Below are 22,162 nucleotides of genomic sequence, written 5' to 3' on the forward strand. Positions count from 1 at the left end.
CGCAAAGGCCGGCCTCAACCTCCCGAGCCGGCGGCGAAAGTATCCATTTTGACACAGTTTACCGAACTCGGCCTGTCGGCGCCCATCCTTGCGGCGCTGGCCGAAGAGGGCTACACGACGCCCACGCCGATCCAGGGTCAGGCGATCCCGTTCGTGCTCGCGGGCCGCGACCTCATGGGCATCGCCCAGACCGGCACCGGCAAGACGGCGGCGTTCGCGCTGCCGATCATCCATCGGCTGGCCGAGGAGAACGTCCGGGCGCAGCCGCGGACCTGTCGTACGCTGATCCTGTCGCCCACCCGCGAGCTCGCCAGCCAGATCGCCGACTCGTTCCGCGCCTATGCGCGGCACGTGAAGCTCTCGGTTTGCGTCGTCTTCGGCGGTGTCTCCGCCGGGCCACAGGCGCAGCAGCTGCATCGCGGCGTCGACGTGCTGGTGGCCACCCCCGGCCGCCTGCTCGACCACATGTCCACGGGTGCGCTGCGCCTCGACGGCGTCCGCATCCTGGTACTCGACGAAGCCGACCAGATGCTCGATCTGGGCTTCATCCACGCCATCCGGCGCATCGTGCGGGCGCTGCCGCGCGCGCGGCAGACGCTGTTCTTCTCGGCCACCATGCCCAAGGAGATCGCGGCGCTGGCGGGCGAGATGCTCGACAATCCCGAGCGCGTCGCCGTGACGCCGGTGGCGACGACGGCCGAAAAGGTCGCCCAGCGCGTGGTGTTCGTCGAGACGGCGCAGAAGCGCAACGAGCTCGCCCACGTGCTCGCCCACGAGACCGACGGCCGCACGCTGGTGTTCACCCGCACCAAGCACGGCGCCGACCGGGTGGTGAAGCACCTGGACCAAGTGGGCCTCACCGCCGCCGCCATCCACGGCAACAAGAGCCAGTCGCAGCGCCAGCGCGCCCTCGACGGCTTTCGTGACGGCTCGACCCGCATTCTGGTGGCGACCGATATCGCGGCCCGCGGCATCGATGTGGACGGCGTCACCCACGTGGTCAACTTCGACCTGCCGAACGTGCCGGAGACCTATGTTCACCGTATCGGCCGCACGGCGCGGGCCGGCGCCAGCGGCGCCGCCATCTCGTTCTGCGCCAGCGAGGAACGCTCGTTGCTGGCCGGCATCGAGCGGCTGATCCGGCAGAAGATCGACGTCGTGCCGCGCCAATCGTCGGGGCCGGACGCGCCGGCCGAGCCGCCGCGCCAGCCCCAGCAGCAACAGCGCCGCCCGGCGCCGCGGGGCGCCCACCCGGCCCGGCCGCACGAGGGCGAGCAGGCCCGCGGCCGCGCCCGCCCGCAGGGGCGCCGGCCCGCCCCCCGCCCGCACGGCAGCGCTCCGGCCGAGGCCGGCAGCGCGGACCTGTCGCAGATGTCGTTCATGCGCGCCGGTCGCGGCCGACCGCCGCGGTCACGGTAGATGGATGCGTGATCCGCGCCCGTCGCGGATCACGCCGTCTCGGCCGCGCTCGTCGCGATGATCATCGTCCCGTCGGTGCGGCCACCACGGCGGCGTGAGGACCGTCAGCCCGGCCTTGAACGGCACACGGCCTCGATATTGTGGCCGTCCGGATCGAGGACGAAGGCACTGTGGTCGTTCGGACGATGACGGGTGCCTTCTCGATTGGTTGACCGCGACATCCGTTCCGCCTACAGACCCGTCATCATGACGAGCACCATCTTCGCCTCCGGACTGTATTACGCGCCGCTCCCTTAGCGGCGGAGTGCTTGTCATGCCCAGCCGCTGCCTCGCCGGCGGTTGGAGATTGTCTGGACCGTCGGCCTCGCTTCGCTAGAGGTCCTCGCGTGTCATCTTCCAGCCCCTTCGACCTGCGCCCATCAGTCGGAATCATCGGTTTCGGCGCGTTCGGCCGTCTGATCGCCGAGCACCTTTCGCCGTACTTTCCGCTACAGGCCTACGATCCGGCGCCGGCTGCGGGCGCCTTCGACCGACGCCATGCGGTGAAATCCGACCTCCCGGAGACGGCCCGGTGCTCGGTCGTGATCCTCGCGACGCCGGTGTCCAGCCTCGCCCAGGTCGTTGATGCGATTGCTCCCCATCTGCGGCAGGACACTTTGGTCGTCGACGTCGGGTCGGTGAAGACGATCCCGGTGGAGATCATGCGCAATGGGCTGCCGCCTCACGTCGAGATCCTCGCGACGCACCCGCTTTTCGGGCCGCAGAGTGTCCGTGGCGGCATTCGCGGCCTAAAGATCGCGGTTTGCCCGATCCGCGGTCGGCGCGGCATGCGTGCCGCCGCATTCCTCCGGAAAGTGCTTGGCCTGGAGACTATTCTCACGACCCCGGACACCCATGACCGCGAGGCCGCGACGGCGCAGGGGTTGACCCACCTCATCGCCAAGGTCCTCGTGGCGATGGAGCCGCTACCGACGAACATGACCACGCGGAGCTTTGACCTCATCATGCAGGCAGTCAGCATGGTCCGACACGATGCGCCAGAAGTGTTCCAAGCCATCGAGCGCTCGAACCCCTTCGCGGCGGACGTACGCCGCCGCTTCGTCACTTTGGCCTCGCAGCTTGCGACGGACCTCTCGGCCGACAAGCAAGCCACATGAACCGTTCGTCAAACAGCGACTTAAATATTTGATATTAATACATTATCTTGACCGTCAGGCATGTCCCTCATGCGTTGACCGGTCGCGGTAGGCGAGAACGGCGCGCCCTCTAGACGATCGTTCCGGCGGCGGTCGCATCGGCTCGGTCGACCCGCCCGTCGTCACTCTGGCTTGGCGCGGCAGACGGCCTCGATATTGTGCCCGTCCGGGTCGAGCACGAAGGCACCGTAGTAGTCCGGATGGTACTTTGGCCGCAGGCCCGGCGGGCCGTTGTCGACGCCTCCAGCCCGCAGCGCGGCCGCATGGAAGGCGTCGACCGTGGCCCTGTCGCGCGCGGCGAAGGCGACATGCGCGCCCGTCTGCCGCGCCTCTCGGTGGCCGATCCAAAAAAAGGCGCGCGGGCCGATGCCGTAGCCGGCGAACGTCTCGTCACCGGCGAGCCGCTCGATTCCGAGCGGCCGCAGCGCCATGTCGTAAAAGGCTTTCGCGCGCTCGACGTCGCCGACGCCGATGGTGACGTGGTCCAGCATTGCGACGCTCCTCATTTCGCAGCTGAGCATTCTTGATCCGATCGGACGGCGCTCATCCGACCGGAAACCGCTCTGGCGCTCCCATACAAACGATCGTGACACACCGTTTCGGCGGCCGAAACCGGCTGACGAGACGGCGACCCGCGCGGGCTGCAACCGTGCGTGGCTGCAGCCTGGACGGAACAATGGCGCTGTCACGGTCGATGTATGCGGTGGTGCGACCATGCGCACCCCGTGTGTGCTGATGAGAGGATCCCCATGAGCAGCCAGACGATGAGGCTCGGCACCGACGTCGCCACGCTCGTCCTATTCCACCCGGATGACCTCGCCCACCGCCACGAGGATCCCATTGCCTGGTACAGCTACGACTTCGTCTATCGCAGGGAGTCCGCTGCAGGCCGGCTCGTTGCCTTCGGCACCGGCTCCGACGGAGGCTACTCCGTGCGGCTGACCACCGAGGGGCTCACGCCGCGTGAGCAGGCGTCTGCCTGCCCGCCGTGGGACTTTCCTCTGATCGTGCGGCACGGACGCGTCCTCCTCGACAACACCGATGCGCTGCCGGGCGAGGAGCAGATGACCGACCCGGACTCGTCGGACGACTGGTATGAGCTCGCCAACGGCGCCTATCGCGTCACCGTCCATCCCATCGCCTGGGATGCCCAGCCCGGCGTCGACCGCGACGGCAAGGCGCCGTCCGAGCCGCTGCCAAATTATGTGGTCGTCTTCACGCCGGTGCCGGACATCTCGGGCATAGCCGCGGCCGACATGCCGCCGGACCTGCGCGGCCTGCGCGACTGGACCGCCAGGACCACGCCCGGCGTGGACGGGGACCGTGCCTTCGAATGGCCAGTCGCGGCGCCCGAGCCGGCCTCGCTGCCGGCCCTCATCGTCGACGAGACCGTCGCCCTGCTGCCGCGCCAGCAGGCGAGGCTGCCGGTCAGCGAGGCGGTGGCGGAGGCGGCCTTCCCATCCGACCGGCAGGACCGGCGCGACCGTAGCGAGATGTTCGTCGCAGCGCCCTCGTTCCGCAGCAACGGCCTCGCTGCCCTGAGCTGGGCCAACGGCCTGTCCCGGATGCACGACAAGCCGACGCTGGGCCTGCAGGGCAAGCATGTCGTGCGCATCGTGCAGGGTGGCACGCCGCAGCCGCTCGAGGCCGTCGCGATCGCCCCCCTCGCCAAGCCGGACATGACGTGCCCGCCGGACCTGGTCGACGCGCTCAAGGACAAGCTGACGCGTTACGTCCATGACAACGCCGCCGTCCGCGAGCGGTTGCGGCACGCCTCGTTCGAGCTGGAGCAGTTGGCCTCGCTCCGTTCCGCCGAGGCGGTCACCACGTGGGCGCTGATGAACCTCGCATGGCCGCTCGCGGACCGGCTCGAGACCTATGCAAGCCCGGCACGCGAGCGCATCGCCCGCATCGAGCGGCTCATCGCCGGCGAGCCCCTCCCGCCGAAGCGGCCGTCCCTGCTGGACCGCCTCTGGCGCCGCTGACGGGCGCCTCTCTCAGCGCGTTCACAGCCTGATTCACCGGCGTCCGCGATGGGCGGTCTTCGCGGATGACAAAGCAATCCACGGCAGGCCGGCGAATACAGGATGTTTTTCTCTGTCGCGAACGAAAACGAGCGACATCAGCACCCGCTGCACAAGCAACATAGTCATTTATTTCTTTCAACTGCGGGCGCATTGACAAAATCAAGGCCAACATCGTAGTCATTTATCACCGATATGTGATGATTGCGGCCCTCAACACACAATGTAACGAAACGACGGCAGCGCCGGCAATCGCACCGGCCGCCGCGATCGAACATTATTGTCTCGGATAGCGTTATATTTTACCTAAACACGCTCTAATTGCCAAATATGCACGACACCAAAGCGCCGCATCATTGACGAGCACAGCGAACAGCCGAACAACTTGAGGTGAGACGCGAATGGCCCGGCAGATCCACTTCAACGCCTTCGACATGAATTGCGTCGGCCACCAGTCGCCAGGCCTGTGGGCCCATCCGCGCGACCGCTCGTGGACCTACAAGGACCTGGACTACTGGCAGGGCCTGGCGCGGACGCTCGAGCGCGGCATCTTCGACGGGATCTTCATCGCCGACGTGATCGGCTATTACGACGTCTACAAGGACTCGAACTACCACGCCATCCACCAGGCGGCGCAGATTCCGGTCAACGACCCGCTGCAGCTCGCCGCCCCGATCGCGCTCGCCACCGAGCATCTTGGCATCGGCATCACCGCCTCGACCTCGTTCGAGCACCCCTATACCTTTGCCCGCCGGCTCTCGACCGCCGACCATCACACCAAAGGCCGCGTCGGCTGGAACATCGTCACCTCCTACCTGGAGAGCGGCGCCAAGAACATCGGCCAAGGCGGCCTCAAGCGGCACGACAACCGCTACGACGTCGCCGCCGAATACGTGGAGGTGCTCTACAAGCTGTTCGAGGGCAGCTGGGAGGACGGTGCCGTCGTGCGCGACCGCGAGCGGCGCATCTTCACCAACCCCGGCAAGGTGCACGAGATCGGCCACAAGGGCCGCTACTTCGAGGTGCCGGGCTATCACCTGTGCGAGCCGTCGCCGCAGCGCACCCCCCTGCTCTACCAGGCCGGCGCCTCCGGGCCGGGCAAGGCGTTCGCCGCCGGCCATGCGGAATGCGTGTTCGTGGCGGCGCCGATCAAGCCGGTGCTGAAGAGCTACGTCGCCGACGTGCGGCGGCTGGCAGAGGCCGCGGGCCGGGACCCGCGCAAGATCCTGACCTACAACCTCGTCACCATCATCGTCGACGAGACCGACGCCAAGGCCCAGGCGCGGTTCGAGGAGTACAAGTCCTACGCCTCCTACGACGGCGCCCTGGTCTTCATGTCCGGCTGGACCGGCATCGATTTCGGCCAGTACGCACCGACCGACCTGGTGCGCCGCGTCGAGACCAACGCCATCGTCTCGGCCGTCGAGCATCTGGCGGGCGGCGGCAAGGCGTGGACCATCGAGGAGCTGGCGCAGTTCGGCGGCATCGGCGGCCTCGGGCCGGTGTTCGTGGGCTCGCCCGCGACCATCGCCGACATCCTGCAGGAGTGGGTCGACGACACCGACGTGGACGGCTTCAACCTGGCCTACGCGGTCACGCCGGAGACCTTCGAAAGCATCGTCGGCCTCGTGGTCCCCGAGCTTCAGAAGCGCGGCGTCTACCCGACGGCCTATCGCCCCGGCACGCTGCGCGAGAAGCTGTTCGGCGACGGCCCCTATCTGCCCGCGAGCCATCCGGCGGCCGGCTTCCGCGACATCGAGGCGGTCAAGCGCGCTGAAGCGGCTGCGCGCCAGGCGGAGCCGCGCCGGCTCGAAGCGGTCGGCGAGTGAGCGCCCCAGTGGCCGGGCCGATCCTCGAGCTGCGCGACGTCTCGCTGTCCTTCAAGGGCGTCAAAGCGCTCAACAGCCTGAGCCTCACCGTCACACGCGGCGAGATCTGCGCGTTGATCGGGCCCAACGGCGCCGGCAAGAGTTCGCTACTCAACATCATCAACGGGGTCTATCGCGCCGATGCGGGCGAGGTGGTGTTCGACGGCGCCCCGTTCCGCCGCATCCGCCCGCTCGAGGCCGCACGCCGGGGCGTCGGCCGCACCTTCCAGCACAATGCGCTGTTCAAGCGGCTGAGCGTCATCGACAACGTGCTCGCCGGGCTGACGCGCCACAGCCGCACGACCCTTATCGAGCACGCCTTCGGCCTACCGCGCGACCTGGCCGAGGCGCGGACGTTCCGGGCGCGGGCCGAGGCCATCATCGAGCACCTCGAGCTCTCGCCCCATCGCGACACGGTGGTGTCGACCCTGCCCTACGGCGTGCAGAAGCGCGTCGACCTGGCCCGCGCGCTCGTCGGCCGCCCGGCGCTGCTGCTGCTCGATGAGCCGATGGCCGGCATGAACCATGACGAGAAACGCGAGATGAGCCGCTTCATCACCGAAGCAAACACGACGCTCGACGCCACCGTGGTGCTGATCGAGCACGACATCGGCGTGGTCATGGACCTGTCGCACCACGTCGTCGTGCTCGACTACGGCCGCAAGGTCGGCGACGGCACGCCCCAGGCGGTGCGCAACGATCCCAGCGTCATCGCGGCCTACCTCGGCACGGTCCATTGAGCCGGCCATGGCCTTCCTGATCGAAACGCTGGTCGGCGGGCTCTTGTCGGGCGTGATGTACGCGCTCGTCGCCATCGGCTTCGTGCTGATCTACAAGGCGTCCGGCGTCTTCAACTTCGCCCAGGGTGCCATGGTCCTGTGCGCGGCGCTGACCTTCGTCACCCTGCGCGACCAAGGCCTCGCCTTCTGGCTCGCCGGCCTCGTCACCCTCGCCATCATGGTGGTGCTGGCCATCGCGGTCGAGCGGGTGGTGCTGCGCCCGCTGATGAACCAGTCGCAGATCACGCTGTTCATGGCGACCTTGGGCCTGAGCTTCGTCATCGAAGGCATGGCGCAGCTCCTGATGGGGGCGAGCGTCCACGAGCTCGACCTGGGCATCGTCGACACGCCGGTCGAGATCGGCCCGATCCTGGTCAGCCAGTTCGATCTCGTCGCTGCCGCGACGGCGGGCGTACTGGTCGTGGCGCTCTCGGTCTTCTTCAACCTGACCCGCATCGGCGTCTCGCTGCGGGCCATCGCCGACGATCCACAGGCGGCGCTGTCGGTCGGGATCCGGCTCCAGCGGCTGTGGCGCATCGTCTGGGGCGTCGCCGGCTTCGTCGCGCTGGTCGCAGGCCTGCTCTGGGGCTCCCGGCAGGGCGTCCAGTTCTCGCTCACCTTCGTCGTGCTGAAGGCCCTGCCGGTGCTGATCATCGGCGGCTTCACCTCCATCGCCGGCGCCATCGTCGGCGGGCTGATCGTCGGCGCCGCCGACGCCCTCGCCGAGATCTATGTCGGCCCGCTGCTCGGCGGCAGCGTCTCCACGTGGTTCGTCTACGTGCTCGCCGTCGCCTTCCTGCTCATCCGCCCCGCCGGACTGTTCGGCGAACGCGCCATCGAGAGGGTGTGACCGATGTCGTCGGCCGAATCGGAAGCCGCCGCGGATTTCGTTGCGCCGCGGGCGGCGCGCGACTGGCGCGGGCTCACGCGGGCGCTGCCGCTCGGCCTGCTGCTGGCGGTGGCCTTCGTCGCCATCCCGCTGACCGGAACCGACTACTGGCTCAACGCCATTCTGATTCCGTTCCTGATCATGGCGCTGGCGGGGCTCGGACTGAACCTGCTCATGGGCTATGCCGGCCAGGCGTCGCTCGGCACCGGCGCCTTCATGGCAACGGGCGCCTACGCCACCTATAACCTGCTGCTGCGGCTGCCGGACATCCCGCTGCCGATCAGCCTCGTCCTCGGCGGCCTGATCGCAGGCGCCATCGGCGTCGTCGTCGGCCTGCCGAGCCTGCGCATCAAAGGCTTCTACCTGCTGGCATCCACGCTGGCGGCGCAGTTCCTGCTGGAGTGGATCTTCAACCAGTACGGCTGGTTCTCGAACTATTCGACCTCGAGCTCCATCTCGGCGCCGCGGCTTGCCATCCTGGGCCACGACCTCACGTCGCCGGTCGGCCGCTACCTACTGACGCTGACCGCGGTCGTTGCGGTCACCGCCGTGGCGGCACGGCTGGTGCGCAGCCAGACGGGCCGTGCCTGGAGCGCGGTCCGCGACATGGACACGGCGGCGGCCGTGATCGGCGTGCCGGTCGCGCGCAGCAAGCTCAGCGCCTTCTTCGTCGGCGCCTTCGTGTGCGGTGTCGCCGGCGCGCTGTGGGCCTTCGCCTACCTCGGCACCGTCGATGCGCGCAGCTTCGGCCTCGATCGCTCCTTCCAGGTGATGTTCATCATCATCGTCGGCGGCATGGGCAGCATCGTCGGCAACTTCATCGGCTCAGCCTTCATCGTGCTGCTGCCGATCCTGCTTTCCCAGGTCTCGGACCGCCTCTTCGGCAGCGCGGTTGACGCGGGCCAGCTCGCCAACCTCCAGCGTGTCGTCTTCGGCGCGCTGATCATCTGGTTCCTGATCAAGGAGCCGAACGGCCTTGCAGCGCTGGCCGAACGCGCCTGGCGGCGCCTAAGCAGAAATTCGCGAACCGGAACACGGTTCCGGTTCGGGAGTTTCAGCTAAGAGTTTTTAGACGCTGCGGAATTTCGGAGCCCGCCCGTTGGGCGAGCTCGGAAATTCTGCTTAGGCCCTGCACCTCGCCCGTCCACGGCTCTATCGAGGGGAAACATCCATGAGCATTCTTAGACACCGCATCCGACGAGCGGCGGCACTGGTCGCTGTCGCCGCCGGCATCGGCGCAGCCCTTCCGGCCTCCGCGGACGATGCCAAGCAGCAGTACTTCCCGCTCGCGACGTTCCGCGTCGGCGCCTATGCGTCGAGCGGCATCCCGGTGTGGGCCGGCACCATCGACTACCTCCGCTACATCAACGAGGTCGAAGGCGGCATCAACGGCATCAAGCTGTTCTGGGACGAATGCGAGACCGAATGGGCGGTCGAGAAGGGCGTCGAGTGCTACGAGCGCGTCAAGGGCGGCAAGAACGGCTCGCCGGTGCCGATCTTCCTGCCGCACGGCGACCCGATCACCAAGGCGCTGACGGAGAAGTCGGTGGCGGACAAGATCCCGCTCGTCACCATCGCCCATGGCCGCACGGAAGCCATCGACGGCCGCGTCTTCCCCTACAGCTTCCCAGCCGTGTTCACCTTCTGGAGCGAGGCCTCCTCCGCCATCAACTTCATCGCCGAGCGCGAGGGTGGCAAGGACAAGCTCAAGGGCCTGAAGATCGCCACGGTCTATCACGACAGCCCTTACGGCAAGGAGACGCAGACGCCGCTGGCGCTGCTCGCCAAGACCTACGGCTTCGAGGATATCCAGATCCCGGTGCCGCATCCGGGCAACGACCAGTCGGCGCAATGGGCGCGCATCCGCCAGCTCAAGCCGGACTGGGTGTTCCTGCGCGGCTGGGGCGTGATGACGCCGGTGGCGATCAAGACCGCCGCCAAGGTGGGCTTCCCCGTGGACCACATCATCGGCGGCGTCTGGTCCGGGTCCGAGGAGGACGTGCGGCCGGCCGGCAAGGTGGGCAAGGGCTATCTCGCCATCACACCGTTCCCCGCCGGAGCCGACTTCGAGATCCTGAAGAAGATCAAGGAGCACATCGTCGACAAGGGCAAGAGCGACCTGAAGGACCTCAAGAGCTTCGGCTCGGTCTACTACAACTCCGGCGTCAACGAGGCGATCATCGCGGTCGAAGCCATCCGTACCGCACAGAAGAAGTTCGGCGTGCGGCCGATCAACGGCGAGGAGGGCCAGTGGGGGCTCGAGAACCTCAACCTGGACGACGCGCGGCTGAAGGAGATCGGCGCCTACGGCCTGCAGCAGCCGCTCAAGCTGTCGATCAAGGACCATGAAGGCGGTGGCGCCGGCAAGGTGCTGCAATGGGACGGCGAGGCGTGGACCATCGTCAGCAACGGCTGGGTCAAGTCGGACCGCGAGCTGCTGCTGCCGCTGATCTACGAACGCGCGGCCGCCTACGCCAAGGAGAAGGGCATCACGCCCCGCCCCGACCCGACGTCGAACTGAGCGCGCACGGGAGATCGCCATGGCCGCCGCGGCCTTTCTCGAGGTCAACGACATCGAGGCCTTCTACGAGGACGCGATCCTGGCGCTGCGCGGCGTGTCGCTCCAGGTCGAGGAAGGGGCGATCGTCGCCCTGCTCGGCGCCAACGGCGCCGGCAAGACGACGACGCTGAAGGCGATCTCCAACCTGCTCGCGTCGGAGCGCGGCGCCCTCACCCGCGGCTCCATCTCCTGGAAGGGCGAGCCGACTGCGCGGCTCGACCCGGCCGAGCTCGTCGCCCGCGGCATCGTGCAGGTGCTCGAGGGGCGGCGCGTGTTCCCGCAGCTGACGGTGGAGGAGAACCTGCTGACCGGCGGCTATCTGCGCCGCCCCAGCCGGGCGCAGATCGGCGACGATCTGGCGCGGATCTACAGGTGGTTTCCGCGTCTCAAGGACAAGCGCAAGACCCGGGCGGGCCTCACCTCCGGCGGCGAGCAGCAGATGATCGCCATCGGCCGGGCGCTGATGACGCGGCCCACGCTTGTGCTGCTCGACGAGCCGTCCATGGGCCTGGCGCCGATCATCGTGCAGGAGATCTTCGAGATCATCCGCACGCTGAACGAGGACGAAGGAGTGAGCTTCCTCCTGGCCGAACAGAACGCCGCCCTGGTGCTGCGCTATGCCGACCATGCCTACGTGCTGGAGACCGGCCGTGTCGCCGCCGCCGGCACGGCTCCCGACCTGGCCGCCCAGGGCGTCGAGGCGCTCTATCTCGGCGCCGCGGCAGGGCCCAGCCCAATCGGCCGGCAAGCAGGCGAATAGACAATATTATTCTATATTCAATACTCTAATCGAAATAGACAGAATATATGAATCATATCATTCATTTCACACCTATAATATTTGCACGAGCGCGCCATACCTCGGTCGGCGGCGGCGGCCGTCCACGCGAGACCGTGCGCCCGAGCTGTCCGATCATAACGATCCAGCGGGAGCTCCCATGACCGTTCACGATCTGCACAAGGCGCCGCGTGTCAACACGCCCGACGTGGCCTTTCCGGCCCGGCCGCGACCCGCCAGCCCCGCCCATGTGATCGAGACCGATGCCGAGGCGATCCGCATCGCCCATCAGCTCGCCGACGAGTTCGCCAAGGACGCGGCGTTGCGCGACCGCGAGAGCCTGCTGCCGCTCGCCGAGCTCGACGCCTTCTCGCAGAGCGGGCTCTGGGGCATCACCGTGCCCAAGGCCTACGGCGGCGCGGGCGTCTCCTACGTGACCGTGACCGAGGTGATCAAGATCATCTCCGCGGCGGACCCGTCGCTCGGCCAGATCCCGCAGAACCACCTGGCCATCATCGAGCACATTGCGGCCGACGGCACCGACGAGCAGAAGCGCTTCCTGTTCGGCGAGGTGCTGAGGGGCGTGCGCTTCGGCAACGCCTTTTCCGAGGCGGCCAGCCGCGTCGTCACGGAGTTCGAGACCAAGCTGACGAAGGACGGCGACAACTACGTGGTCAACGGCAGGAAGTTCTACGCGACGGGCGCCCTGCTCGCTCATATCGTGCCGATCGTGGCCGTCGACGCGCAGGGTCAACCCCACCTCGCCTTCGCCGATCGCGACGCTCCTGGGCTGACCATCGTCAACGACTGGTCGAGCTTCGGCCAGCGCACCACCGCATCCGGCACGGTCATCGTCGACAACGTCCGCGTGCCGGCCGAGCGCCTGCTCCCGGCCCACCGCGCCTTCGACCGGCCGACCGCGGCCGGGCCGATCTCGCAGATCATCCAGGCGGCCGTCGACACGGGGATCGCCAAAGGCGCCATCGCCGACACCATCGCCTTCGTGCGCACGACAGCGAGGCCCTGGGTGGACTCGGGGCAGAGCAAGGCCTCCGAGGACCATTTCACCATAGCCGCCATCGGCGACCTGGAGATCCGCCTGCACGCCGCAGAGGCGATCCTCGAAAAGGCCGCCCGGCTGATCGACGCCGCCCTCGTCGCGCCGGACGAGGAGACCGTGGCCGAGGCGGCCGTCGCGACGGCCGAAGCCAAGGTGCTGTCCACCGAGGTCGCCATCCAGGCCACCAACAAGCTGTTCGAGCTCGGCGGCACGCGCTCGACCCTGGCCGCCCACGGCCTGGATCGCCACTGGCGCAATGCCCGCACCCATACGCTGCACGACCCGGTGCGCTGGAAGTATTTTCACGTGGGCAACTACTATCTGAACGGGGTCAAGCCCGCGCGCCACCCCTGGCTCTGACGGCGATGGCGAACCTCGACCGCGAGCGGCACCAGGCCGCAGCCCCCAAGCGGGGCCGGCCGGCGCCGCACATTTCGCCGCGCCGCGAGCCCGCCAGCCGGATCGAGTCCGACGCGGCGGCCATCGACGCGGCCCGGGCGCTCGCCGCCGTGTTCCGCGAGGGGGCCGTGGAGCGCGACGGCGAGCGCCGCCTGCCGATCGCCGAGCTCGACCGCTTCTCCCAGAGTGGGCTCTGGGCCATCACCGTGCCGAAGGAGTTCGGCGGCGTCGGCGTCTCCAATGTCACGCTCGCCGAGGTCGTCGCCACCATCGCCGCGGCGGACGCCAGCATCGGCCAGATCCCCCAGAACCATTTCTACATGGTGGAGGCGCTGCGGCTCGGCGGCTCGCCGGAGCAGAAGCGCCACTATTTTCAGCGCGTGCTCGACGGCGACCGCCTCGGCAACGCCTTCGTCGAGATCGGGACGCGAACGCCGGTCGACTACCAGACCAAGATCGTCAAGGCCGGCGACGGCTTCGTGCTGAACGGCCAGAAATTCTATTCGACCGGCGCGCTCTTCGCCCACCTGATCGTCGTCGTGGCGATCGACGACGCCAAGCGCCAGCACATCGTCTTCCTGGAGCGCAACATGCCGGGGCTGACGCTGATCGACGACTGGTCGGGGTTCGGCCAGCGCACGACCGGGTCGGGCTCCACCTATTTCGATGATATCCAGGTGTCGGCCTTCCAGGTCGTTCCGCACGAACCGGTGTTCGAAGTGCCGACCCCGCAGGGGCCGGTCGCGCAGCTCATCCACGCCGCCGTGGATGTCGGCATCGCCCGCGCGGCCTTCGACGACACGATCGCCTACGTGCGCCAGTTCGCGCGGCCGTGGTTCGAAACGAGCTATCAGCACGGCTACGAGGACCCGCACGTCATTCATGCCGTCGGCGAGCTCGCCATCCGTGTCGATGCCGCAAATGCACTGCTCGCCAGGGCGGGCCGCTTCACCGATGCCGCCACCGCCGACCCGACCGAGCGCACGGTCGCCGAGGCGTCGATCGCGGTGGCGGAAGCGAAGGCCTACGCCACCGAGGTCTCACTCCATGTGGGCACCAAGCTGTTCGAGTTGGCCGGCTCGCGCTCGACCTTGCAGGAGCTCGGGCTCGACCGCCATTGGCGCAACGCACGCACCCACACCCTGCACGATCCGGTGCGCTGGAAGTACCATCACGTCGGCAATTTCTTCCTGAACGACGTCGAGCCGCCTCGCCACGGCGCGCTGTAGACGTCAGGCGGTGCCGAAGGCCCGGGTCTTTGAGTCGATGGATAGTCGGGTCAAGCCCGACTATGACGAGTGGAGACGGAAAGCCTTTATTCTCAACGTCATGGTCGGGCTTGACCCGACCATCCATCGACTCAAGGACTCAAACCTCAGTGCGGAGCTCCTCGCAAATGAGATGAAGCAGCCAACTGGGATTGGCTGAAGCAAGTCTCTACAGCGCGAACAGGCTGCGGATGTTGTTCACCGGGTTGCTGCGCGGGCGCGCATCCTCGAGCGCCTTCAGGAAGCCCTGCGCCCAGCTGTCGATATCGTTGGCGGCCAGCGCCCGCATCATGCGCGCATGGCGGACCTTGCGCTCCTCCAGCGGCATCTCCAGGGCCCGGCGGATGGCGGCGGCCATGCCTTCCGTCTCGTGCGGGTTGACGACCAGTGCGCCGTCCCTCAGCTCGGACACCGCCCCGGCGAAATGCGACAAGATCAGCGCGCCGGGATCCTCCGGGTCCTGGGAGGCGACGAACTCCTTGGCCACCAGGTTCATCCCGTCCCGCAGCGGCGTCACCAGCGCCACGCGGGCGAGCCGGTAGAGGCCGGCCAGCGCCGTGCGCGAATAGGTCTGGTTGATGTAGCGGATCGGCGTCCAGGAGACGTTGCCGTAAGTGCCGTTGATCTGCCCGACCCGGGTGCTGACCATCCGGTCCATCTCGATGTACTCGGGAATATCCGAGCGGCTCTTGGGCGTGATCTGCAGATAGCTGACCCGCCCCAGCCAATCCGGATTATCGTCGAGAAACGTCTCGAACGCTTCGAGCCGGTTGCCGATGCCCTTGGAATAATCCAGCCGGTCGACGCCCATGATCAGCTGCGAGTGGCCCAGGCTTGCCTTCATGGTGGCGATGAACTGTGACCGACTGGCCCGCCGGGCCGTCTTGGCATAGCCGGCCGTATCGATGGCGACGGGGAACGCGCCCAGCGAGACGCTGCGGCCATGGACGTCGTAGGTGTTGCCGTCGGGCCCGACCGTGCCGCCGTTGACCATGAGGTAACGGGCGAAATTGTCGCGGTCGTTCTCGGTCTGGAAGCCGACGAGGTCGTAGTCGGCCATGGCGCCGACGATCTCGGCGTGATGCGGCAGCGCGCGCAGGATGTCGGGCGGCGGCAGCGGAATGTGCAGGAAGAAGCCGATCTTGTTGGTGTGCCCCCGCGCCCGCAGATACCGGGCCAGCGGCATCAGATGGTAGTCATGCACCCAGACGACGTCGTCGGGCTCCAGGATGGTCGAGACCTGGTTGGCGAACGTCTCGTTGACGCGGATGTAGCCCGAGAGATCCGAGCGTGTGAACTCCGCCAGATCCACCCGATAGTGCAGGATCGGCCACAGCACCCGGTTGGCGAAGCCGCTATAATATTCCTGGAAATCGGCGGTCGAAAGGTCGGTAACTGCGTAGGTGATCTGTCCCCGCGTCGACAGCCGCGGACGCGCCTCCGGCGGGTCGACGACATCGCCGCTCCAGCCGAACCATACGCCGGACCGATGCTTAAGGGCTGCGTTCACCGCGACGGCGAGACCGCCCGCCTGGGGCTTGCCCCGGGACGGAATCGCGACGCGATTGGACACCACAATGAGGCGCGACAATGCCACTCTCCTGTCTTGCGACGGGGGGTGGCCAGCCTTCGATTGCCCCGGATCGGACCTGCCGCCTGACGCTCATCGAGCCTGTGCGCCGTCCACCCCTCCACGACACAAACGTGCTCTCGCGACCAAAGTTCCACCGCAACGCAACATCGGAGTGACGCGATGATGCCTCGGTTATGCCGCCTTTGTCACGGGCTTCCTTCCCGGGACGTCATCCTGCCGCATTGTCTTCAGGCCGCCCGGGCCTTTCCGACGGTGGCGCCGATCCAGGCCCGCACGTCGGCCGGGGTGTCGAAGCCGCGCTTCACGCCCGGATAGTCGCGCCCGACCGAATAGGCGAAGCCCCCGCAGGCCTGGGCTGCGGAGAAACCGGCCTGATCGGTGACGTCGTCGCCGATGAACATCGGACGTCGGCCGTGAAACGGCGACGTCGCCATGAAGGCGCGAACGGCCGTGCCCTTGTCGTGGCCGACGTGCTTGACCTCGTAGACGAGCCGTCCGGGCAGGATGCCGAGGCCCGGATCGCCGAGGCCATCGAGGATGGCCGCGAGCGCCTGGTGCAGCGCGGTGCCCAGCGTCGGCGCTTCGCGATAGTGCACCGCAATGCACACGCCCTTGTCCTCGATCATCACCCCCTTGTTGCGCGAGGCCAGGTCGTCCAGGTCCTCGCGCAGGGCGTCGGGGACCGGCCGAGTCGCAACCTCGACGCGGCCGCCGGGATTGATGCGCAGCTCGGCGCCATGGGCGCCGGAGGCCCGGGGCTTGAGGTCGCCGAAGAGAGAATCGATGTCGGCGATGGTGCGGCCGCTCACGAGCGCCAGCGCCCCATCCAGCTGCTTGGACAGGGTCGCCAGATCGCCGACGAGATCGTCGGGAACGATCACCTCGTTCGGCTTGGCCGCGATATCCAGGAGGGTGCCGTCGATATCCAGGAACAGCCCGACCGCATCCAGGTCGTAGACAATCTGCGTCATGCAGCCTCTTCACCGTCTCACGCAAGGCACCGCCGCGGCGGGCCGGGGACTACCCCCTCGCGAGCCCGTCCGGAACGGAGAGGGGCGGAGCATCGCCGATCACCGTCGATCGCACAATGCTCCGCCCGCGGTGATGCGACGGGTCAGGCTGCCTTCCTGTTGACCTTTGCGGTGGCGAGCTTGGTCAGCGCCGCGTCGGCGTTCTTCTCCTCCTGGAGGGTCTGCCCGAGGAGGGTCTTGGCGTCGTTGTGGTCGAGCTGGGCCGCCCATTCGCACAGCGTGCCGTAGCGGGCGATCTCGTAGTGCTCCACAGCCTGAGCCGCGGCGATGATGCCGGCATCTCGGACCTCCGGCTCGTCGGCCTCTTCCATGAGGCTCTTGGCCTCCTCGATGATACCCTGGATGGCCTCACAGGGCACACCGCGCGCCCGCTTGTCGAGGCGCTCGAAGACCTGTTCCAGGCGCTCGACCTGACCCTGGGTCTCCTCCTTGTGGTGCTCCAGCGCCGCCCTCAGCTCGGGCGACGACGCCGCGCGCGCCATCTTGGGCAACGCGCGCAGGATCTGCTTCTCGGCATGGTAGACGTCCTTGAGGGTATGCAGAAACAGCTCGTTCAGATCTTTCAAGACGGCCTCCTCGTGCGATGGGCGCAGGATCGTCCGAGCGCCGGGCGCGCGACGGCAACGACGGGTGACCGCCGGAGGTGTCAGCAGCAATCGATGAAGTTGGCGCGGCGCGGCCCGAAGGCGTGCGATCCTGCACCAGCTAAAGCGGCTGCACACGTTTATGTTCCTTGCGCCGGAACGGGTTCGAGCGCTCCCTTGGCGAGGCCGCCGCCAAGGTCTCGCTACCGGTGGAAGGGACGCGCCATGTTGCGTGCAAGCTGGAAGGGCTACCTCAGACTGTCCCAGGTGAGCTGCGCTGTCGCGCTCTATCCCACGTCGACGTGGAGCGAGCGTATCGCCCTTCGAATGCGCGACGAGCAGACCAGTCACCATCTGCGCCGCGAGGGAGCCGAGGGCGACTGCGGCGACTTGGCCGAGGTCGTCAGGCGGATCCGCGGCGACAATGCTCGGCGCGGCCGCACCATCGAATTGTCCGAGACGACGTTCGACGGCGACGAGGTGCTCGTCATCGAAAGCTTCGTGCCACGCGGCGAGGTCGATGAGGCCTACCTCGGCGGCACCTACCACGCGGCACCGGATGGGCCCGCCGCCGCCGAGACCTTCGCCATCCTGTGCGAGGCCATGCGCCGGCGCAATGTCGCGGCCGTCGGCCGGACGATGCTGCACGGCCGCGAGCGCGTCGTGCTACTCGAGCCGCGGGAACAGGGCCTGCTGGTCACGCTGCTCCGCTACGGCTGCGAGGTGCGCGGCGACGAGACGCTGTTCGGCGAGATCGAGGACATCGAGCCCTCGCGAGACCCGCTCGACCCCGCCGATGTGCTGCGGCGAGGGGCCGCCCCCACTTCCCCGCCCGGGAGTGCCGGCCGGGGCCGCGGCAAGCCGCATTAGCAACTCTATGATTCGAGTGTGGCTTAATCGATCTGAAGATCTTGAACACTGATGCCATGCGGGAGCAGGAGCTTCAGATCCACCATACTAGATCATCTCTATTGTGGCCGGCGCTGCAACCACACAATCACGCCAGAAGCGCACAAGAGAAGCGCTTCAGGCTCAAATAATTGTAATCACTCTTTTCAATCGAACGACCTCGCCCGTGGACCCGGGTCCGGGGGCTCCGGAACCGCCGGCGGCTGGTCAGGATCGGTAACCGGTACCTCGATCGGCTGCGGCGCCGGGATCTCCTCGGGCGTATGCCCGGGCGGGGGCTGCGGCGGCGCCGGCTGCGGCGGCGAAGGCTGGGGATCGTAGGGCGAGTTGGGCTGTGGGCTCATCGCGGTCTCCGTTGTGGGAACCAACGGCGAGCGGAGGAACGCGGTTCCGGTGCGTCCCAGCCGGACCGAACCCAGACGAGACCGGTTAGATGGTCGACAGTTCTCTTGGAGTCGGCGGCCGGGAGGACCGACCGATGCCTTGGAAAGAGATCTGCGCGTTGAATGAGCGAGTCCGCTCCATCGTCACCGGCGCGTGTCGGGGGTCGACGCGGCGCCGGGCAACGGCAGCTCCAGGGTGATGACCCGACCAGGTATGTCGTTGGGCAGGATTTCCAGTGCGCTCCAGTTCGTAGGCACGTGGTCGAATTTGTCGCTGGCGATACGGACGATGTCGTCCTCGCTGGTGTAGTTCAGCTCCCGCATGCGTGCGCAGGCGTCCCGGCTGAAGGTCACGACATACGACCGGTCGCTCTCGGTATCCCTCATCAGGAATGGGCCATCCAGCCCGATCTCCATCGAGTTCGCTGTCGGCTCGAGCGGCATGTGGTTCTCCCCCCAGGACTGCATGCGAAGCAGTGAGAGGGTGTTGCCGCTACCTAAATGACGCAATTCTCACAAAGGCTTAGCGCTGTAGTGAGAGAGCTACTCAGAAAGTGATACCGGTGCCGACGGACGCAGCGACCCTTGCCCGGGAGCTTGCTTTCGGGCCGGATTTGGTCTCGGGCGCAGGCACCGCTCCAGATCTGGAGAGTTGGCGCATGTCTCCGCCATTGGATGATCTCGTCCAATGGCGAAAATGCTTTAACCGGGAATGTCGTCTGCGGTGATCACGAGGCGATCATCCGCGGGATGCCCGCGGTCGTATTTGCCACTCGCGATATGGACGATGTCGCATTCGTCGAGCCCCCGCTGGCGGGCTTTGGCGGCTGCGCCCGCTTCCAGAACGACGTGGACCATCCGACCGGACGTGGCGTCGGTCATTTGGAAATCGGCTGGCGCAGGCCCCAGCGGTGTCCTCAGCTTGAGCGGCATTGCTGCAACCCCAAGTGCATTTCGGAGCAGTCATTCTTTCAGAAGCGTCCATGGCGGTTTTTGATCCATGGCAAGACCCGGCAAGCATGTCCCGATCAGATGGACGCATCTGATCGGGACATGCTCCTGGTCTTTTCATCTGTCGTCCTCGAGCCGACGTCATGGCCGAACTGGCCGCCCTGCGCCGGCAGCTTGCCGGCGAGCGCCTGGAGCCTGCTCACGGTGCCGGCGTCACAACGAAGCGGGTGGCCAGATCGGCGAGCGAATTGCCGCCGACGAAGACGTCGAATTCGCCCGGCTCGACCCGATATGCGCCGGCGTCGTCGTGGAAGCCGAGCGCCGCCACCGGCGTCGACAGCGCCACGTCGCGGCTCTCGCCTGGCGCCAGCAGCACCTTGGCGAAGGCCTTGAGCTCGCGCACCGGGCGGCTCCGGCTCGCCACCAGGTCGTGCACGTAGAGCTGGACGACCTCGCGAGCGGCCCGCCGCCCCGTATTGGTGACGGTCACGGTGGCGCGCAGCGTGTCCTGCGGCGACAGCGAGGTCCGGGCGACGCGCAGGTCGGCGTAGTGGATGGCGCCGTAGCTGAGGCCCCAGCCGAACGGAAACAGCGGCGTGCGGTCGCCGTCGACATACTGCATGGTGAAACGGTTGTCCGCTTGGTGGGGCCGGCCGCTCGGCAGGGCGTTATAGTAGATCGGCACCTGCCCGACCCGGCGCGGCCAGGTGAGCGGCAGCTTGGCGCCGGGGGCGGCGTCGCCGAACAGGATGTCGGCAATGGCGTGACCCGCCTCGGAGCCGAGAAACCAGGTCATCAGGATGGCCGCGACCCGGTCGGCAGCCGGGCCGAGCTCGAGCGGCCGGCCTCCGGCCAGGAGCAGCACCACCGGCCGGCCGGTGGCGATCAGGCGGTCGAGCAGCTCGGCCTGGTCGCCCGGCAGGGTCAGGGTCGTGCGCGAGGCCGCCTCCCCCGTCATTTCCTGCGGCTCACCCAGCATGGCGACGACCACATCGGCGGACGCAGCCACGGCGACGGCTGCGGCGAAGCCGTCCGTCGAGCGGCATAGGGGATCGCAGCCCGGCGCATAGGCGAGGACGGCTCCGGCCGCTTCGGCCCGTTGGCGCAGGCCCTCGAGCGGCGTCACCACGTCCGCTTCCCGTCCGTCGGCACCATGCGGCCCGATCTGGTCGACGGCGCTCGCCGCCAACCCGCCGATCACCGCAACGCGACGCCCGGCGAGCCTGCCGTTGCCATCCAGCGGCAGCGTCTCGCCGCGGTTGGCGAGCAGGACGACCGCGTCCCGCGCCGCCTCCCGCGCCAGCGCGCGCCCCTCCGCGGTCAGCGGCGCCGGCTGCCGGGGCGCGTCGTGGACCGCAACCGGGTGCTCATCGAGCAGGCCCAGCCGCTCCTTGACGCGGAGCACCCGCTGCACGCTCTCGTCCAGCACCGCCAGCGGCACGCGCCCGGCCTCGACTTCGCCGGCAAGATGACGATCGTAGAGGCCACTGGCCAGATCCATGTCGACGCCGGCAAGGATCGCCTTGCGCGCCGCCTCGGCGCCGTCGGCGGCGACCCCATGGGCGATCAGCTCCGCGATCGAGCCCCAGTCGGAGACGACGAAGCCGTCGAAGCCCCAGCGCCGGCGCAGGATCGTATCGAGCAGCAGCGGATTGGCGGTGGCCGGCACGCCGTTCAGCGCGTTGAGGCTCGCCATCACCGTCTCGCTGCCGGCGGCTACGGCCGCCTCGAAGGGCGGCAGGTAGACGTCCCACAGCACCGCCGGCGGGATCTCGGCCACGTCGTAGTCGCGGCCGCCGACACTCGCTCCATAGCCGGCAAAGTGCTTGACCGTCGTGGCAAGCCCCCCGGCGTGCAGGCCGCGCACACGCGCCGCCGTCAGCGTCGCGCCGAGCCAAGGGTCTTCGCCGAAGCCCTCGACGATGCGGCCCCAGCGCGCATCCCGTGCCAGGTCGGCCATGGGCGCGAAGGTCCAGCGGATGCCCACCTCACGGGCCTCACGCGCGGCAAAGGCGGCCACCCGCTCGGCCAGGCCCGGATCGAAGGCCGCCGCCTCGCCGAGCGGCACCGGAAACATGGTGCGAAAGCCGTGCAGGATGTCGAGGCCGGCCAGCACGGGGATGCCGAGCCGCGAGCTGCGGGCTGCCCGCTGCACCTCGGCGATGGCATCGGCGCCGTCGAAGTTGATGACGGCCCCGACGCGGCCGGCCGGCAGCATCACGCCGTCGTAGGTGGGCCCGGCCGAGACCAGCGTCAGCTGGCCGACCTTCTCGGCGATCGTCATGCGCTCGAACAGCGCCCGCGCCCGTGGGCCGAGCTCGACCGCGTGGACTCGCGATGCCGCGAGCACCAGCACCAGCGCCGCGCCGGCGATCCACCCCCACGCCGGCCGTCGTGCGCAGCGCATCGTCAACCTCTCGTGATAATGGTTTGGCTTAGCTACGGTTGGGCCTGTCGGGGAACATTTCAG

General features: G+C 67.9%; 20 protein-coding genes. 12 read left to right on the forward strand and 8 right to left on the reverse strand.

Going from position 1 to position 22,162, the window contains the following annotated elements:
* The first annotated feature begins 48 nt into the window (after nucleotides 1-48).
* Both ACZ5PO_RS29970 and ACZ5PO_RS29975 read left to right on the forward strand, forming a co-directional pair.
* Nucleotides 49-1,419 (forward strand): DEAD/DEAH box helicase, encoded by a 1,371-nt coding sequence (locus tag ACZ5PO_RS29970; RefSeq protein WP_464185982.1) that lies wholly within the window; start codon nucleotides 49-51, stop codon nucleotides 1,417-1,419.
* 386 nt (nucleotides 1,420-1,805) lie between these two features.
* On the forward strand, nucleotides 1,806-2,576 hold the full coding sequence (locus tag ACZ5PO_RS29975) for a prephenate dehydrogenase/arogenate dehydrogenase family protein (protein WP_464185983.1): 771 nt from the start codon (nucleotides 1,806-1,808) through the stop codon (nucleotides 2,574-2,576).
* A gap of 161 nt (nucleotides 2,577-2,737) precedes the next feature.
* Here ACZ5PO_RS29975 and ACZ5PO_RS29980 read toward each other — a convergent pair whose 3' ends face one another.
* Nucleotides 2,738-3,106: a VOC family protein gene (locus tag ACZ5PO_RS29980; protein WP_464185984.1), complete on the reverse strand. Its 369-nt coding sequence runs from the start codon at nucleotides 3,104-3,106 to the stop codon at nucleotides 2,738-2,740.
* Between the two features lie 258 nt (nucleotides 3,107-3,364).
* Between ACZ5PO_RS29980 and ACZ5PO_RS29985 the strand changes: the two genes are divergently transcribed.
* The 9 genes from ACZ5PO_RS29985 (at nucleotide 3,365) to ACZ5PO_RS30025 (ending at nucleotide 14,201) form a co-directional block, all read left to right on the forward strand.
* The gene (locus ACZ5PO_RS29985; RefSeq protein ID WP_464185985.1) at nucleotides 3,365-4,600 is read left to right on the forward strand and encodes a DUF6386 family protein; all 1,236 of its coding nucleotides are present in this window, start codon (nucleotides 3,365-3,367) and stop codon (nucleotides 4,598-4,600) included.
* Nucleotides 4,601-5,040: 440 nt separating this feature from the next.
* The gene (locus ACZ5PO_RS29990) at nucleotides 5,041-6,468 is read left to right on the forward strand and encodes an LLM class flavin-dependent oxidoreductase (protein ID WP_464185986.1); all 1,428 of its coding nucleotides are present in this window, start codon (nucleotides 5,041-5,043) and stop codon (nucleotides 6,466-6,468) included.
* An 8-nt stretch (nucleotides 6,469-6,476) separates the two neighbouring features.
* A complete protein-coding gene (locus ACZ5PO_RS29995) occupies nucleotides 6,477-7,247 on the forward strand; it encodes an ABC transporter ATP-binding protein (protein ID WP_464197116.1) in 771 nt (256 codons plus the stop codon).
* Nucleotides 7,248-7,254: 7 nt separating this feature from the next.
* The gene (locus tag ACZ5PO_RS30000) at nucleotides 7,255-8,136 is read left to right on the forward strand and encodes a branched-chain amino acid ABC transporter permease (protein WP_464185987.1); all 882 of its coding nucleotides are present in this window, start codon (nucleotides 7,255-7,257) and stop codon (nucleotides 8,134-8,136) included.
* A 3-nt stretch (nucleotides 8,137-8,139) separates the two neighbouring features.
* The gene (locus ACZ5PO_RS30005; protein WP_464185988.1) at nucleotides 8,140-9,237 is read left to right on the forward strand and encodes a branched-chain amino acid ABC transporter permease; all 1,098 of its coding nucleotides are present in this window, start codon (nucleotides 8,140-8,142) and stop codon (nucleotides 9,235-9,237) included.
* Between the two features lie 109 nt (nucleotides 9,238-9,346).
* On the forward strand, nucleotides 9,347-10,696 hold the full coding sequence (locus ACZ5PO_RS30010) for an ABC transporter substrate-binding protein (protein ID WP_464185989.1): 1,350 nt from the start codon (nucleotides 9,347-9,349) through the stop codon (nucleotides 10,694-10,696).
* Nucleotides 10,697-10,715: 19 nt separating this feature from the next.
* On the forward strand, nucleotides 10,716-11,495 hold the full coding sequence (locus ACZ5PO_RS30015) for an ABC transporter ATP-binding protein (RefSeq protein ID WP_464185992.1): 780 nt from the start codon (nucleotides 10,716-10,718) through the stop codon (nucleotides 11,493-11,495).
* A 178-nt stretch (nucleotides 11,496-11,673) separates the two neighbouring features.
* Complete coding sequence (locus tag ACZ5PO_RS30020) at nucleotides 11,674-12,933, forward strand: SfnB family sulfur acquisition oxidoreductase (protein WP_464185994.1); 1,260 nt, start codon at nucleotides 11,674-11,676, stop codon at nucleotides 12,931-12,933.
* Between the two features lie 5 nt (nucleotides 12,934-12,938).
* Nucleotides 12,939-14,201, forward strand: a complete 1,263-nt coding sequence (locus ACZ5PO_RS30025; RefSeq protein WP_464185995.1) for an SfnB family sulfur acquisition oxidoreductase — start codon at nucleotides 12,939-12,941, stop codon at nucleotides 14,199-14,201.
* A gap of 208 nt (nucleotides 14,202-14,409) precedes the next feature.
* Here the strand turns inward: ACZ5PO_RS30025 and otsA are convergent, their stop codons facing one another.
* From otsA to ACZ5PO_RS30040, 3 genes are all read right to left on the reverse strand, one after another.
* Nucleotides 14,410-15,831, reverse strand: coding sequence for an alpha,alpha-trehalose-phosphate synthase (UDP-forming) (otsA, locus tag ACZ5PO_RS30030; RefSeq protein WP_464185997.1), 1,422 nt, complete (start codon nucleotides 15,829-15,831; stop codon nucleotides 14,410-14,412).
* A 230-nt stretch (nucleotides 15,832-16,061) separates the two neighbouring features.
* Nucleotides 16,062-16,805: a trehalose-phosphatase gene (otsB, locus tag ACZ5PO_RS30035; protein WP_464185999.1), complete on the reverse strand. Its 744-nt coding sequence runs from the start codon at nucleotides 16,803-16,805 to the stop codon at nucleotides 16,062-16,064.
* 143 nt (nucleotides 16,806-16,948) lie between these two features.
* Nucleotides 16,949-17,431 carry a YciE/YciF ferroxidase family protein gene (locus tag ACZ5PO_RS30040; protein WP_464186001.1) on the reverse strand — a complete coding sequence of 161 codons (483 nt, stop codon included), beginning with the start codon at nucleotides 17,429-17,431 and terminating at the stop codon, nucleotides 16,949-16,951.
* 243 nt (nucleotides 17,432-17,674) lie between these two features.
* Between ACZ5PO_RS30040 and ACZ5PO_RS30045 the strand changes: the two genes are divergently transcribed.
* On the forward strand, nucleotides 17,675-18,319 hold the full coding sequence (locus ACZ5PO_RS30045; RefSeq protein WP_464186003.1) for a Ku protein: 645 nt from the start codon (nucleotides 17,675-17,677) through the stop codon (nucleotides 18,317-18,319).
* A 185-nt stretch (nucleotides 18,320-18,504) separates the two neighbouring features.
* Here the strand turns inward: ACZ5PO_RS30045 and ACZ5PO_RS30050 are convergent, their stop codons facing one another.
* The 4 genes from ACZ5PO_RS30050 to ACZ5PO_RS30065 all read right to left on the reverse strand — a co-directional run bounded on the left by ACZ5PO_RS30050 (nucleotide 18,505) and on the right by ACZ5PO_RS30065 (nucleotide 22,099).
* The gene (locus tag ACZ5PO_RS30050; RefSeq protein ID WP_464186004.1) at nucleotides 18,505-18,702 is read right to left on the reverse strand and encodes a hypothetical protein; all 198 of its coding nucleotides are present in this window, start codon (nucleotides 18,700-18,702) and stop codon (nucleotides 18,505-18,507) included.
* 183 nt (nucleotides 18,703-18,885) lie between these two features.
* Nucleotides 18,886-19,185, reverse strand: a complete 300-nt coding sequence (locus ACZ5PO_RS30055; protein ID WP_464186006.1) for a hypothetical protein — start codon at nucleotides 19,183-19,185, stop codon at nucleotides 18,886-18,888.
* Between the two features lie 258 nt (nucleotides 19,186-19,443).
* Nucleotides 19,444-19,623: a hypothetical protein gene (locus tag ACZ5PO_RS30060; protein WP_464186007.1), complete on the reverse strand. Its 180-nt coding sequence runs from the start codon at nucleotides 19,621-19,623 to the stop codon at nucleotides 19,444-19,446.
* A 268-nt stretch (nucleotides 19,624-19,891) separates the two neighbouring features.
* Complete coding sequence (locus ACZ5PO_RS30065) at nucleotides 19,892-22,099, reverse strand: glycoside hydrolase family 3 N-terminal domain-containing protein (protein ID WP_464186008.1); 2,208 nt, start codon at nucleotides 22,097-22,099, stop codon at nucleotides 19,892-19,894.
* Nucleotides 22,100-22,162: the final 63 nt, after the last annotated feature.

The organism is Chelatococcus sp. KU-N122 (assembly GCF_055391085.1).